The organism is Phycisphaerae bacterium, assembly GCA_024102815.1.
In the GTDB taxonomy this organism is placed as follows: domain Bacteria; phylum Planctomycetota; class Phycisphaerae; order UBA1845; family UBA1845; genus JAGFJJ01.
Genome location: JAGFJJ010000006.1, coordinates 1 through 14,228, shown reverse-complemented (window position 1 = coordinate 14,228; position 14,228 = coordinate 1). Strand labels below are relative to the sequence as shown.

Here is a 14,228-nt window from a genome sequence, read left to right as displayed (position 1 = left end):
GCGTCAATTGTCGAAGAGCGTCAAGTCCTTCTTCTGCACCGGGCACACGAACCTAACCCGCAAGCTCTTTTCGCTGAAGCTTCCCGCGCGTCGCCCCTTTGGAGGGTCGATTGGTTCCAGACGACCTGTGCGCTCGATAATCGCCAAGGCGCGCTTGTAGTTGCAGGCTGGCGTGTTCACTAGGACGTACTCCTCAATCTCGCCGACGGTCAACGTCTGCCCGTCCAAAGCCTCAATCACATCATTCGCGAGTTCCGAATCCCCGTACTTGAACAGCTTTCCCGCGCTTTGGGCGTGCCGATCCGAAAACTCGAAACCGCCGGAACGATCGACTGTCCACATCGCCCGCTTCATCTCCTCGAGGCCGCGGAGATTGTTGCTGCAAAAGAACAGCCAGTAGATCACGCGATCGTTCTGATCGCGCATTGCGAAGGGATAAGCGTAGGTCGCTCCGGCCCGTCGCCGAAGCGCATTGAGATAGATTTCCTGGAATCGGTCTTCCCTATTCTTGCCACAAAGTTCGATCACCTCCAGCCATTCGTCGCCGCCAAAAGCCTTTACGATGCCGGCGTGTTTCGTCTGGTCTGCCATGAAGGGGTGCAGCAGATTCCAGTTCAGATACGAGAACACCTCGCAGACTTCGTTCTTGAGTATTCGGCCGATCAGCTCCATCGAGAACGAGGAATAGCCATACTGATCCAAGAAGAAAAGCGCCGGCCCCAGCCGCTGATGAGACTGTTCGTGCTGGTCGATTAGCTGGTCTATCACTGTTTCGCAGTCGCCTTGAATCGGCTCATCAACAACGATTCGGCCACCTCGTGCGAGTTCGGGACGCATTTGGTCGACGAGCCTGCGGAGATTCGCAACGCGGTCCGCCCGAATCTCGATCAGTTTGATCTGAGTTGGTACCGTAAAAGCTGTGGTGGACTCCAGAGCTGTCTGGATCGCCACGATCGGGCTACCGGGGATGTTGTCGGTGTATTCTCCAGCCCCAGCGAAGCCGTCCACGTACAGCAGGCGAGTGTTCAGACGGCCCATGTTCTGCGACTGTCGAGCAAGGATTGGCAGCCAGCGCTTGAGGTATTCCCGTAGAATGTCGTGCTTTGCTCGCGTATGCGGCTCCGCCGCATAAACTGTTTCCTTTGGTTCAGCCATGCCCGATCACCTCAATTCTGCCATCACATGGCATCTGGTCCCAGGTCCGACCGTCGAGAATGCGACCGGCTCGCTTTTTGTCGACGCCACCCCATTGCTTGAAGAAGAAGGGGACACCCCTGGCGACACAGCGGTCGCGAATCTGTCGAACCCAGTCAATGTGCACCGGTCTAGCGCCCGGTCCAGATTCGCCGCCCACGATCACCCAGTCGATCCCGGTGAGCGGGAGGCGCGGAATTGGTCCAATCAACGGTTCGACCGACAGGAACTTGATGGCGGCGCTCGTCCGACGAATCTCGTGTACGCGCTGGGTGACCGCCTTGTCTTCGACGCTCGTGCCCATCCAGATGTTGGATCCCCATGTCAAGCGTCGTGACATCTTCGCGGCGCGCTCTGGGCGCTTTGTGAGCACTTGGAACGTATGCTGCTCGCAACGGTTCATAACGTCGAAGACCGCTTGGACAAACGTCTCCGGAACATCCTCGTGGAACAGGTCGCTCATCGAGTTGACAAAAATCACGCGTGGTGCGGTCCACGACAGCGGCGCCTCGACGCACGAATAGTCGAGATAGACGTCACCGTTCCAGCCGCCGCGTCGATTGATGACATGAAGGTACCCTTCCTTCTTGCCGGGGTTGCGGCCGCAAGCAAGGTCAGCCTTCGCCATCGCCGCAAGACGCTTCGACATCCGCTCCGCGTAGCAATTAGCACAACCGGCGCTGACCTTCCGGCAGCCTACAACCGGATTCCATGTCGCTTCCGTCCATTCAATCGTGGAGGTTTGGGCCATGTATCGCGCCTTTTCGATCACCGTCGCGGCACGGAATCGTACCGAATATTTACCGAACACGCCACCGGCACTTCAGCTGAAGCGTAGTCCACATCCTGTCGCGCGTGCGACGCTCGATCATCTCCTACGCCGGACCACAGGCCGCCCCGGCACGTTTTGGGGCAGGACCGATCAACGGGCGACGGCCGCCAGGATCAGATTCCACTGCCCCGAGTCTTGCATTGACTGACCGGCAGGTTATGATGTACACTGTTTTGTTAACGCGCACAAGAGCGCCCGGCGAAATCGATGCCCAGCGAAGCTGACACCTGCAGGCGGTTTGTCGTCCCCCGGCTCCAAGTCGCCGGGTGGGACGCCGAGCCGTACCGCATCAACGAGCAGGTGACGTTCACCGATGGACGGATCGTGGTGGCTGGCCGGCGCGGGCGTCGACGTCCCGGCAAGCGTGCCGATTATATCCTCCGATACCGTCCCGACCTCGCCATCGCGGTGGTCGAGGCGAAGCCGACCTTCGCCACACCCGGGGACGGACTCCAGCAAGCCAAGGAGTACGCCGAGATCCTGGGGTTGAAGTTCGCGTACGCTACCAACGGGCAGGGCATTGTCGAGTTCGACTTCACGACCGGCATCGAGCGCCCCATTAGTACCTTCCCGACGCCGGCGGATCTGTGGGCACGTCTCACGTGGGACGAGTCCCTCGACTCCGCCGCCGCCGACCACTTGCTCACGGCCGCATACCACCTGAGCGGCAAATCGCCGCGTTACTACCAGGAAATTGCCATCAACCGCGCCGTGCAGGCGATTGCGCAGGGCCATCAGCGCGTTCTGCTCACGATGGCGACCGGAACCGGCAAAACGGTCGTCGCGTTCCAGATCTGCTGGAAGCTCTGGTCCTCGCGATGGAATCGAACTGGCGAGCACCGGCGGCCGCGTATTCTGTACCTCGCGGATCGAAACGTCCTGATCGATGACCCGATGGCGAAGATTTTCGCCCCCTTCGGCGAAGCCCGCTGGAAAATTGCAAACGGCCAAGCGGTCAGAAGCCGGGAGATGTACTTCGCCATCTATCAAGCTATTGCAAAGGACGCGAATCGCCCAGGGCTGTACCGCGAGTTCCCCCCCGATTTCTTCGACCTGATCATCGTAGATGAGTGTCACCGTGGAAGTGCTCGCGACGACAGCAATTGGCGCGAAATCATCGACTATTTCGCGCCCGCCGCAAAGCTCGGTATGACGGCAACACCTCGACGTCAGGACAATGCCGACACATACGACTATTTCGGCGACCCCATCTACACGTACAGCCTTCGTCAGGGCATCGACGATGGCTTCCTAGCACCGTACCGCGTGCATCGCGTCGTCACGACCTGGGACGCAGCTGGTTGGCGGCCGACGCAGGGAGAGCTTGATCGCTTCGGTCGCGAGATCCCGGACGAAGAGTACCACACGAACGACTTCGAGCGCCGCGTGGCGCTCCGTGCCAGAACGGAGGCCGTCGCGAGACACTTGGCCGACTACATGCGACGCACCGACCGCTTTGCCAAGACGATTGTGTTCTGTGTGGATCAGGAGCATGCCGATGAGATGCGTCGTGCGTTGAACAACCTCAGCGCCGATCTGGTTCGAAATGATTCAGACTACGTCTGCCGCGTCACGTCCGATGAAGGCGAAATCGGGCGCGGCCACCTCAGCAACTTTCAGGATGTTGAGCGTCGCACGCCGGTTATTCTCACCACGTCGCAACTGCTGACCACGGGAATCGACGCGCCCACGGTGGAGAACATCGTGCTGGTCAGAGTCATCAACTCGATGACGGAGTTCAAGCAGATCATCGGGCGCGGAACCCGCGTCCGCGACGACTACGGCAAACTGTTCTTCAGCATTCTTGATTACACCGGCTCAGCTACGCGGATGTTTGCCGACCCCGACTTCGACGGCGAGCCGAGCATCGAGACTGAGCAAACGATCGACGAAACGGGCGAACCGACCAGTGACGAAACGGTGGTGACCCCCGAGGATGAGCCGGAAGATGAGGACGGACCGACCGTCCTACCGCCTGACGTCGACGACGGGCCGCGCCGCAAGTTCTACGTCGACGGCGGACAAGTCGAGGTCGCCGCGCACCTCGTGTACGAGCTCGACCCAGACGGCAACCAGCTTCGCGTCGTGCAATTCACGGACTACACCGCAGACAAGGTGCGCATGCTGTACCGCAACGCCGCCGAACTTCGCGGCGAATGGGCCGACCCGGACAAGCGGCGGGAGATCATCGATCGGCTGGAGGATCGCGGAATTGACTTCGACCACCTGGCCGAGACAGCTAATCAGCCTGATGCCGATCCTCTCGACCTCTTGTGTCACCTGGCCTTCAACGCGCCGCTGCGTACACGGCGAGAGCGTGCGCAGCGGCTCCGCACGGAACGACAGGATTTTTTTGATCAGTATGGACCCGAAGCCAAGGCCATTCTGAATGAGCTATTGGACAAGTACACGGAACACGGCACGGCGCAGTTCGTCGTGCCTGACGTGCTCGAATTACCGCCAATTAACGAGCACGGTAACGTGATCGAGATTGCTGCCAAGTTTGGCACCGCGGCACGCCTACGCGCGGCGGTTAACCAGCTCCAAACGCTGCTGTACGAGGCGGCATAGCGGAAAGGACGTCACCCATGGCGCAGATAGTTGCAATGTACAACAACAAGGGCGGCGTTTCCAAGACGACCACCTTGTTCAATCTGGCAGTATTTCTTTCGCGCGGAGGCAAACGCGTACTCGTGGTCGATTGCGATCCACAGTGCAACGTCACTGAGATGTTCTTTGCATCGACGGATTTGCTAGACGACCCCGACCGCGACTTGCCGGGTACATCGATTTATCAAGCGCTGCACCCCCGCTTTGCCGGTGACACTCGCAGCATCGACGCAGCGTCAATACAGCTGGTGGACTCCGGAATATATCCGAACCTCTCAATCCTCCGGGGTGACCTCGAGTTTACGATGGCCGAGAACTACTTCGGCAATGCCTGGAACCAGGCGATTACTGAAAACATCAACGAGAAGAACACCTACGTCGTCTTTTACCGAATGCTCCACACACTGGCCGCTGTCAAGCAGTTCGACTACGTGCTTTGCGATGTTGGGCCGAGCACCGGTGCCATCACTCGGACAGTAGTGCTCGCGTGCGACGGGTTCATCGTGCCGCTTACTCCGGATCGGTTCTGCTATCAGGCGGTCCGCGTCTTGGGATCAGTCATTCGCCAATGGATCGAACGCCACGACCAGATCACGCGGACGTTCACCCCGTTCGGGATCGACTCATTCCCGGGGCGTCCACTGATGCTCGGAGCGGTCATCCAAAACTTCAAGGTGCACAGTGGGCGCGTCAAAGAGTCATACGTCAAGTGGCAGAACATGATTGCCGAGAAAATCGCCTCCGATCTGCTCGGCCCGGGTGGCGTAGATGCAGGGCCACACTGCGATCCGAAGCACCCCTTTGTGGCCACCATCCGCGATGTTGGTCCCCTGGCCCCGGTTGCCCAGATGTTTGGACGGGCGATCTTCGACATCAGACAGGAGGACACGAAGGTCGCATCCACCACCGGCCAGATGTACTACGGAACGGTGTGGCAGCCGTGGCTCGAAAAGATGGGTGAGTATCAAAGCGAGATCGAGAAGATCGCGAAGGTGCTACCGTGAGCGCTCTTCCGTATGTGTACGCCGCGATCCTCGATGTGCTAGGCTATCGCGAGCGGCTTGCGCACGATCGCAAGCGAGGTGTGCTCGAGTTCAAGGACGTATTGCAGAATTCGCTGCAATGTCTGCAAGACATCAACGATGCAGAGTTTGCCCATCAGACCATCTCCGATACGGTGATACTCACATGCGCGGACCGTTTGAGAGTGGTTGATTTCCTCACTGTGCTGCGCGACGTTCAGGTGTCGTTCTTGGTGAACGGGGCGTTTCTCCGAGGCGGGGTCACCTTCCAGCAACACTTTCGAAGTGGCGCCATCACGTATAGCCATGCCTATGCTGGTGCGCATGAACTTGAAGCGTCATTGGCAATCTATCCACGTATAGTCGTTGACCACAACATCGTCGATATGTTCGAGTCCAGCGGCAACAGCGACATGCTGAGAGGGTGCCATCTACTGTGCGAGTGCAACGGCGTGTTCTTCGTGAACATTGTCGACGAGGACAATTGGCAAACACTGTATGAGAAGGCCCGCGAGATGTACCGGGCGGAATCTGCGCGAATACGACAAGTCGAGGGGGTGTTTGCCAAGCACTTGTGGTTCCAGGAGTATCTCATGTCATCGCCGCATGCATTGCCCAAATCAGAGCGCTACATGCCCGGAATCCGCGTCTGGGCACCTGAGGGAAACTAACCGGATGGCGAGGAACCGAAGAGAGATCATCAACCAACCCAAAACCACGGCGCAGCAATTGTCTAGCCTGATCAAATCAGCCCGCGACATCATGAGAAAGGACAAGGGCCTGAATGGCGACCTTGATCGCCTCCCCTTGCTGACCTGGATCATGTTCCTGAAGTTTCTCGACGACCGCGAGAAGCTCGAGGAAGCCCGCACGGCCATCGCGGGCAAGAAATACAAGTCGGCGATCGCGCCGCCCTATCGATGGCGCGACTGGGCCGCAAACAAAGAGGGCATCACAGGTGACGAACTGATCGCGTTCGTCAATCAGGACGAAGCGATTCGGCCTGACGGCAAGCGCGGCACCGGACTTCTTGCCCACCTGCGCAAACTCCGATCGACGAACGGTGACCGGCGGCGGGATGTCATCGCTAACGTGTTCGAAGGAGTAATCAACCGGATGATCTCTGGCTATCTCATGCGCGACGTGATCAACCTCGTCGACGGCATTCACTTCGATTCGTCGGAGGAAATTCACACGCTCGCGCGGTTGTACGAGTCCATGCTCCGCGACATGCGCGACGCCGCCGGCGACTCTGGCGAGTTCTACACGCCGCGGCCGGTGATTCAGTTCATGGTCACCGTCACCGACCCGCAACTCGGCGAAGTTGTGCTCGACCCGGCTTGCGGTACCGGCGGCTTCCTGGCCGAGGCATTCGCGTACTTGGAGAAGCAGTGCAAGACGGTGCAGCAGCGCAAAATCCTTCAAGAACGCAGCATTCGTGGCGGCGAGGCGAAACCACTGCCCTACATGCTCTCCCAGATGAACCTGTTGCTTCACGGACTCGACGCTCCGGCCATCGAATACGGCAACAGCCTGGCCGTGAAAATCACGGACATCGGCGATAAGGACCGCGTGGACGTCATCCTCACCAATCCGCCGTTCGGTGGCGAGGAGGAGGCGGGCATCCGTGGCAACTTCCCAGCGGACAAGCAAACCTCGGAAACGGCGCTTCTGTTCCTTCAACTCATTATGCGGAAGTTGCGCAAGCAGCGCGGGAGCGACTCTAGTGGCCGGGCCGCAATCGTTGTGCCCAATGGAACACTCTTCGGCGACGGCGTAGCGGCGCGAATCAAGGAGGAGTTGCTCAAAGAGTTCAATCTGCACACGATCGTCAGGCTACCGAACGGAGTGTTTTCCCCCTACACGGCGATTCCGACGAATCTGCTCTTCTTCGACCGCTCGGGGCCTACGAAGGAAATCTGGTATTACGAATTGCCACTGCCTGATGGGCGCCGAACCTATACCAAGACCAAGCCGATTCAATTCGACGAATTCACCGATTGCATCAAGTGGTATCAATTGAAACGGCGAAAGGAAACAGACTACGCTTGGCGCGTACCGGCCTCGCAGGTGCTGAAGTACGACGGCGCGGGCGCGCTGGCGTCATGCAACCTCGATTTAAAGAACCCGAACAGCGCCGCGGCGATGGAACATCTGCCGCCCAAACAACTGGCTGACGACATTCTTGCCAAGGAAAGGCAGATCATCGCGATCATCGAGGAGATCAAAGCCGAACTCGCGGAGGTCAGTACATGACGTCCACGAACGGTTGGCCTTTGGTGCCGCTTGGTGAACTCCTCACGAAGAATGAGCGCATGGTGTCGTTGGTTCCGGCCGAGAAGTACCGTGAAGTGACGATTCGGCTGTGGGGGAAAGGCGTTGTCCTTCGGCGGATGGTGACGGGTGCGGAGATTGCGGCCGAACGTCGATTCTGCGTCGCCGCCGACCAATTCATCGTGTCACGAATTGACGCTCGGAATGGTGCGATGGGCGTCGTGCCAACTGAGCTCGACGGTGCGGTCGTGACCAACGACTTCCCGTCTTTTGAATCAGACCGTGGGAAACTCCTTCCGGCGTTCCTTGGTTGGCTCAGCAAGACGCCGGCATTTGTCGACATGTGTCGCGCGGCGAGCGAGGGCACAACCAATCGCGTTCGCCTGAAGGAAGATCGATTTCTTCAGACGCCAATTCCCCTCCCGTCGTTGGAGGTCCAACGACGGATCGTAGCACGGATCGACCATCTCGCTGCTAAGCTCGACGAGAGCAGCAATCTTGCGCGCAAGGCAGAGGCCGTGACAGACAGCTTGCTATTCGCGGCCCATCACAAGATCGCCGAATCCGCACCGCGGGAGCCCTTCGGCGAAGTCGCCCCGTTGACGCGACGACCCGCCGTGATCGACACATTCGCCGAATACCCGCAAATCTCGGTTCGTTCGTTCGGAAAGGGGACCTTCCACAACCCGCCATTGCTTGGCAGTGAGATCACCTGGCAGAAACCGTTCCTTGTTAAACGCGGCGACATTCTAGTCAGTAACATCAAGGCGTGGGAGGGCGCAATCGCCGTTGCGGGTCCGGACGACGACGGGAGGTATGGCTCGCACCGCTACTTGACGTTTGTGCCGACCGATGGGGTGGCGACCGCGCACTTTCTCTGTTTTCATCTACTCTCGCCCGAAGGGCTCTACCACGTGGGCGAAGCCTCTCCCGGAAGCGCTGACCGGAACAGGACGCTAAGTGCCAAGGCCATGCTAGAGATTCCTGTTCCGGTGCCGAGGTACAAGCAACAGTTATGGTTCGACCGAATCTGGTCGCGCGCTGTAGAAGTTCGAGAGCTACGCCACGGGGCAGCCGCGGCGCGCGATGCCATGCTCCCAGCGATCCTCGATCGAGCGTTCAAGGGCGAACTGTCATGAGCAAGAAGGCCCAGAAGCGATTTGGACAATTGCTGCGTGAAAAGCGCATGGAAAAGGGATTCAGCTTGCGCAAGTTCGCCCGACTCGTTGGCGTCAGCCCGACGTATCTTTCGCAGGTCGAACAGATGAATGTGGACCCGCCCACAGCCGACCGCGTGAAGCGCATGGCAGAGCTGCTGGGCGAGAGCGTGGATGCGTGGACCTCCCTGGCAGGGCGGATAACGGAAGACCTTCCGGGGATCATTCATCAGGAACCAACCGAAGTGCCGGACCTGCTCCGCGCTGTGCGCGGCCTGACGGCTGATCAGTTGAGAGAGCTGCGGCAAAGCGCCGAAGACATGAAGAAGAAGGGAAAGTAGTCCGATGGCTCGGAGATTCACAAAGCCCAAACCCGAGGTGTCGTATCTCGCTCCGGACGACTTCGAGAACGAAGCAGCGCTCATCCTCTCCGAATACGGAAACGCCCACGGCCAAGTAAATGAGCCACCCATTCCAATCGATGACATTGTCGAGGAGTATTTCAAGCTTGTGGTCGAGTACAAAGACCTGCGGGCAAAGTACCCGGAGGGCGATGTGCTGGCCGCGATCTTCTTCAACGACAAACGGATTGAGGTGGACGCGAGCCTGGTGCCTGAGGACTTCCCCGCCATGCGCGGCCGCTACCGATTCACTTTGGCGCATGAGTTGTCGCACTGGCGACTGCACCGCCATCTGTATCTACGGCAGGCCAACCAACCCGCGTTGCTGCCCGCAGGCGGCGCCAAGCCTGACCATGTGCTGCGCTCGCGGCTGACCGATCGAAAGGAGTTCCAGGCAAACCATTTGGCAGGCTGCATCTTAATGCCGCGCGAGATGGTGAAGAGGCTTTGGCATGCGGCGCACGGTAGCATGGATCCGATCTACCTTGACGATCTGCGCCGCAAGCAACAGGCGATCCTTACGGCGGAAGTCCTACGCCGCGGCGGCATCAAGTCCGGGGACGACGCCATCGACAACATGCTGCTGGAGTACGTGGCACGACCGATGGCGGAGACATTCGAAGTATCGCCGGATGCGATGCGCATTCGGCTCGAAGGAATGAATCTCCTTCTTCGCAAGAAGGAGCCGACACTGTTCGCGTGAACATCGTTATTTTTTTGTCCAGAGCGTTTACCGTTCAGTTAACGGGCACGCCCAAGCAAGGAGGCCAAAATGGCCAACGCGTTCGACTTACGGAAGGTACTCAAGCAGATTTCCAATGTCCACCTGCAACAGTTCTTTGCCAAACGCGGCGAGCTTCGTGATGTTCCCTGGGATGGGCTTAAGGAGCACAAGGTCGCCCCGATTGTCGAGGCGATCCAGGCGCTCCCAGCGGCCAAGCGTCGTCAAGTGCAGGTATTGTTCAAGAACTTCCAGCAGCTGGCTGAGAATGCAGGACTGAAGGTCATTCTGGAGGAACTCCAGGCGCGGTATCCCAAGAAGGTTCACCACTGGGACGCGCTGAAGCGCCGCTTGGACAAGGTCGTGTGGACCTACCTGAATGCAACGGATGCGTTCGAGGAGGCCATTGTATTCGCCCGCGCCGACTCGTTGTCGACCACTCGGTACTGGCAACGGTGGCCCACCGCGCCCAGCGAGAACTTCGCCGTAACTGAGGAGCGAATCGCCAGGCTGAAGGCGGCGCTTCGCAAGCATTACCAGGACAAGGAACTTCGCGGCGAATACTGCGAAGTCCACCACTACACGCGCCGGAGCGGCGCCGAGTATCTCTTTGCGTACCTGCCGAATTGGCCCGACAACTTCATGGTCTTCAACGACGACGGCGAATTGCAGTCGCTCGATGTCCCAACGGCATTCACCAATCTGTTCGTCTACACGCCGGCGACCGGAGCACTTGAGATGATCGCCGCCGGAGGGAAGCCTGCCCAACGTGAGCTCCGCCGGCTCTTCTGCCAGGGGATGCTTGGATGGGACGAAGTCGACGATGTCAACCCCGATCGCCCCGCATACCTCCTTGATCATCTGTTGTCGCCCGAGTTCATGTTCACCTGGGAGACCGTTGATCGGATCGAGAGTGTGCATGTATCCCGCCTGCTCGTCCTGCCGAACCTCGAGCATCATGCTCTTGACGGGTTGGGACTGCGCTTGCGGCCCGGGCTTCAGTGGCCCCAGGTCCTCGATAACCTCGACGCCCTATTGGCCAGCCGCGATTTGAGTCGGCCACAAGTAGGGGTTGAGGAGGTGCGCATTCGCGCCCGGCTCTTCGGGGACGGCGAGCGACGCGGGCGCACGCTTACTATCAACGTGACACCCAGAGCGTGTGACCTGAAGAGCCAGGACGACGATGACCTGCGCGTCCTCGGCGAGAAATGTCTTCGCGCGTGGGGTATCGATCATGGTTGAGCCGCTGACTTACATCTGGCCCACCCTGGAGGCCGTTACGCCAGTTGTTACCGCGAGCGGGATAAGCCGGTGGCCAAGGGACGCGCGAGAACGGTTGCTCGCCGCGGGCGTATTGAGGCCCTCGGTCACTTCATGGTTTGTTCGCTGCCCAGCCTGTAACCGAGGACACATGGAGGAAGTCGTCGCGCGCGAGCTCCCCAACGGTGAGGTCCGCTTTTACGTTTCATGTCCTGAGGTGCTGCGAGCGGAGGTCCGTCCGGAAGAACTGCAGCAGTTCACGGTCGATGTTTCGTTGCTGGCTCGCAGCATCGCCGCTTCGCTGACGCTGTCCGGCTCGTGCAGGGCGCTCGCATCTGATCGAATTTGGCACTGTGGTCGACTCGATTGGCACGGCGGCCTTCGGGATGTCCTATTTGCGCGTGGGCTGGCCCGCAAAGATGCCGGCGACCTGAAGGCGGCCTCTGTGCTCCCCATGATGTTGCATCCGCTCGTTCTTGTTCCTAGTGAAACACCGTCTCCTGACCTCTGGAAGGCACCTGCACCAACCACTCTTCAGTTGTTCAGGATCGCTAAGCTGCGCGACGATGCGATCGTACTGGATAAGGCTGTTCTGACTGCCCTGGTTCGCGAAGCCGAAGAGGAATCTGCGGCCGCCTTCGAGTTCCGCCGACAAGGCGAGTACTGGCGACTTGCTTTCGATGGCCAGGTGGTCTGCGTGAGAGATTCGGTTGGACTGGCCTACATAGCCCGTTTGCTTGGCGAACCCAATCGCGACATTCCCGCCGTATCACTGCTGGCGGCACGTGCCGGGATCGATCCGCGAGCCGTATCGGGATCGGCTGGAGAGTTAGATGCGCCGGTCAAAACCGGCAAGGAGAAGCGAATGAAAGAGTCGCACGGAAAAGGCCCAGCCAGCCATTCCGGCCCCGAGTCATGTAGCGTCGATCGCGAGGTCGCCGCTGAAGCGTTGACAGGGGAAAACGCAGACCAGGTATTGAGCTGCGAAATCAAGCATTCCGGGGTGCCGACGCTGTTAACTTATGCGGAAGGCAACACCGGCGGCAGCGTCAAGGGCGAGCTGCCGACGGACCCCGCGCAGTCGGAGACCCTGTGTATGCGTGGACACTCCTTGCACGGGAACCGGGAGGTCCCACGAGCGCCCGCCGAAGTTGGCATGGCGGGCCGGCTGGAGAAGGCTACAAGCCGCACGTCCGGCATGTACGCTCGTGGGAAGTCGGACAGGCCCATAGTACCGAGGAAGCCGCCGAACAAAGGTAACACGATAGTGACACCCGCGGAGGCGGTGGAGGAAAGGGGCCTGACTGAGGGAAACATCGGACAGACGGCCGTGCCCTGGACACAGAGCCGGACCCGCACGTCGAACGGACTGGCCGGTGTGCGTAGAGTCGCACGCGCAGACAAGCGTGCACGGTTCACCGCCTTGCTGCACCACGTGACTGTCGATCTGCTCCGGGAGAGCTTCTACGCGCTCAAGCGCCAAGCGGCACCCGGCGTGGACGGCATGACGTGGGCGCAGTTCGAAGTCAACCTGGAGGATCGCTTGCGTGATCTTCATGGTCGGGTCCACCGAGGGGCCTACCGTGCGCAGCCCTCCAAGAGAACCTTCATCCCCAAAGCCGATGGGCGGCAACGACCACTGGGCATCGCGTCCGTGGAAGACAAGGTCGTCCAGCAGGCGGTGGTGATGGTGCTCAATCCCATCTACGAAGAAGACTTCCTGGGCTTTTCCTACGGATTCCGGCCCGGTCGCAGCCAGCACGATGCGCTGGATGCGCTCTGGACAGGAATCATGGGCAAGAAGGTGAATTGGGTGCTTGATGCAGACATTCGAGGCTTTTTCGATGCCATCAGCCACGAATGGATGATGAAGTTCCTCGAGCACCGCATCGCCGACCGGAGGATACTCCGCCTGATCCGCAAATGGCTCAGAGCAGGGGTATCCGAGGCCGGGACTTGGTCAAAGACGGAAATGGGTACGCCACAAGGAGCGGTGATATCACCACTCCTGGCAAACGTGTACCTTCACTACGTCCTTGATCTGTGGGTACACCAGTGGCGGACACGAACGGCTTGCGGCGATGTAACCATCGTGCGCTATGCAGACGACTACGCCATGGGATTCCAACACCGCGCCGAAGCCGAGCAGTTCCTGAAGGAACTCAAGGAACGATTAGACAAGTTCGGCTTGGCGCTGCACCCTGACAAGACCCGGCTGATCGAGTTCGGGCGGTTCGCCGTCGAGAACCGAAAGCGGCGGGGGCAGGGTAAGCCGGAGACCTTCGACTTCCTGGGGTTCACCCACATCTGTGGGCGCAAATGGGCCAACAGGAAGTTCACGGTCAAGCGAAAGACGGTGGGCAAGCGGCTGGCGGCCAAGCTCCGAGAAGTGAGGGCGACGCTGATGCGCCGCCGACACGAACCGGTAGCGGGGCAGGCTCGGTGGTTGGCGTCGGTGGTGAGGGGCTACCTCAACTACCACGCTGTCCCGGGCAATATGGCCAGCGTGATGGCGTTCCGAACGCAGGCGATACGTCACTGGCTCTTTGCGTTGCGACGCCGGAGCCACAAGCATCGGCTGCCTTGGAAGCGTTTCGGCCCGCTGGCTGACAAATGGATTCCCAGAGCCCGGATATTGCACCCGTATCCCAACGAGCGATTCTACGCCAAGCACCCGAAGTAGGAGCCGTATGCGGTAATTCCGCCTGTACGGATCTGTGCGGGGGCCCCGGGGCAACCCGGGGTCCTACCGCGACC

Annotated in this window: 11 protein-coding genes; 9 read left to right on the top strand and 2 right to left on the bottom strand. The window is 59.6% G+C overall.

Annotated features, from left to right (window positions below):
* Positions 1 to 3: 3 nt before the first annotated feature.
* Entirely contained in the window at positions 4 to 1,155 is a 1,152-nt protein-coding gene (locus J5J06_01350) for a three-Cys-motif partner protein TcmP (protein ID MCO6435716.1), read from the bottom strand.
* The gene (locus tag J5J06_01345) at positions 1,148 to 1,945 is read right to left on the bottom strand and encodes a phage Gp37/Gp68 family protein (GenBank protein ID MCO6435715.1); all 798 of its coding nucleotides are present in this window, start codon (positions 1,943 to 1,945) and stop codon (positions 1,148 to 1,150) included. Before J5J06_01345 ends, J5J06_01350 begins: the two co-directional genes overlap by 8 nt.
* A 288-nt stretch (positions 1,946 to 2,233) precedes the next feature.
* On the opposite strand from J5J06_01345, the gene J5J06_01340 reads away from it, so the two are divergent.
* The 9 genes from J5J06_01340 to ltrA all read left to right on the top strand — a co-directional run bounded on the left by J5J06_01340 (position 2,234) and on the right by ltrA (position 14,154).
* Positions 2,234 to 4,597: a DEAD/DEAH box helicase family protein gene (locus J5J06_01340; GenBank protein ID MCO6435714.1), complete on the top strand. Its 2,364-nt coding sequence runs from the start codon at positions 2,234 to 2,236 to the stop codon at positions 4,595 to 4,597.
* A gap of 17 nt (positions 4,598 to 4,614) precedes the next feature.
* The gene (locus tag J5J06_01335) at positions 4,615 to 5,640 is read left to right on the top strand and encodes a ParA family protein (GenBank protein MCO6435713.1); all 1,026 of its coding nucleotides are present in this window, start codon (positions 4,615 to 4,617) and stop codon (positions 5,638 to 5,640) included.
* Positions 5,637 to 6,329 (top strand): hypothetical protein, encoded by a 693-nt coding sequence (locus J5J06_01330; GenBank protein ID MCO6435712.1) that lies wholly within the window; start codon positions 5,637 to 5,639, stop codon positions 6,327 to 6,329. The genes J5J06_01335 and J5J06_01330 overlap by 4 nt, the downstream gene beginning before the upstream one ends.
* A 4-nt stretch (positions 6,330 to 6,333) precedes the next feature.
* Positions 6,334 to 7,914, top strand: coding sequence for an SAM-dependent DNA methyltransferase (locus tag J5J06_01325; GenBank protein MCO6435711.1), 1,581 nt, complete (start codon positions 6,334 to 6,336; stop codon positions 7,912 to 7,914).
* A complete protein-coding gene (locus tag J5J06_01320) occupies positions 7,911 to 9,071 on the top strand; it encodes a restriction endonuclease subunit S (protein ID MCO6435710.1) in 1,161 nt (386 codons plus the stop codon). Before J5J06_01325 ends, J5J06_01320 begins: the two co-directional genes overlap by 4 nt.
* Entirely contained in the window at positions 9,068 to 9,430 is a 363-nt protein-coding gene (locus J5J06_01315) for a helix-turn-helix transcriptional regulator (protein MCO6435709.1), read from the top strand. Before J5J06_01320 ends, J5J06_01315 begins: the two co-directional genes overlap by 4 nt.
* Before the next feature lie 4 nt (positions 9,431 to 9,434).
* The gene (locus J5J06_01310; GenBank protein MCO6435708.1) at positions 9,435 to 10,193 is read left to right on the top strand and encodes an ImmA/IrrE family metallo-endopeptidase; all 759 of its coding nucleotides are present in this window, start codon (positions 9,435 to 9,437) and stop codon (positions 10,191 to 10,193) included.
* A gap of 69 nt (positions 10,194 to 10,262) precedes the next feature.
* A complete protein-coding gene (locus tag J5J06_01305) occupies positions 10,263 to 11,453 on the top strand; it encodes a hypothetical protein (protein ID MCO6435707.1) in 1,191 nt (396 codons plus the stop codon).
* Between the two features lie 883 nt (positions 11,454 to 12,336).
* Positions 12,337 to 14,154, top strand: coding sequence for a group II intron reverse transcriptase/maturase (gene ltrA / locus J5J06_01300; GenBank protein MCO6435706.1), 1,818 nt, complete (start codon positions 12,337 to 12,339; stop codon positions 14,152 to 14,154).
* The last annotated feature ends 74 nt before the right edge of the window (positions 14,155 to 14,228 follow it).